Origin of the sequence: Streptomyces hesseae (assembly GCF_031845785.1) — a bacterium.
GTDB classification, from domain to species: Bacteria; Actinomycetota; Actinomycetes; order Streptomycetales; family Streptomycetaceae; genus Streptomyces; species Streptomyces hesseae.
Genome location: NZ_JAVRFI010000078.1, coordinates 1 through 441, shown reverse-complemented (window position 1 = coordinate 441; position 441 = coordinate 1). Strand labels below are relative to the sequence as shown.

Below are 441 nucleotides of genomic sequence, written 5' to 3'. Positions count from 1 at the left end.
ATATACAGGGGTGAGTGCGATACTGGCCATCCGTTGGATTACACCTTCTGTTTATATGACGCAGCGCAAAATCATCCACGTCGACTGTGATTGCTTCTACGCCGCCATCGAGATGCGCGACGACCCGAGCCTGGCACAAAAGCCTCTGGCGGTCGGCGGCTCGGCGGATAGACGAGGGGTGATCGCAACCTGCAACTACGAGGCGCGGGCGTACGGCGTTCGCTCGGCCATGTCGTCGCGCCACGCCTTGAAGCTGTGCCCGGACCTGACCATCGTCAAGCCGCGCATGGATGCTTATAAAGAAGCGTCCAAGGAAATCCAGACGATCTTTCGTGATTACACCGACCTGATCGAGCCACTGTCGCTGGACGAAGCCTATCTTGATGTCTCCGACAGCCCGCATTTTGGCGGCAGCGCCACACGTATCGCTCAGGATATTCG

General features: G+C 58.0%; 1 protein-coding gene. It reads left to right on the top strand.

Going from position 1 to position 441, the window contains the following annotated elements; all coding sequences use genetic code 11:
- Positions 1-55: 55 nt before the first annotated feature.
- Positions 56-441, top strand: a 386-nt coding sequence (locus tag RM609_RS34275; RefSeq protein WP_498073178.1) for a Y-family DNA polymerase, incomplete at its 3' end; no start/stop codon positions are given.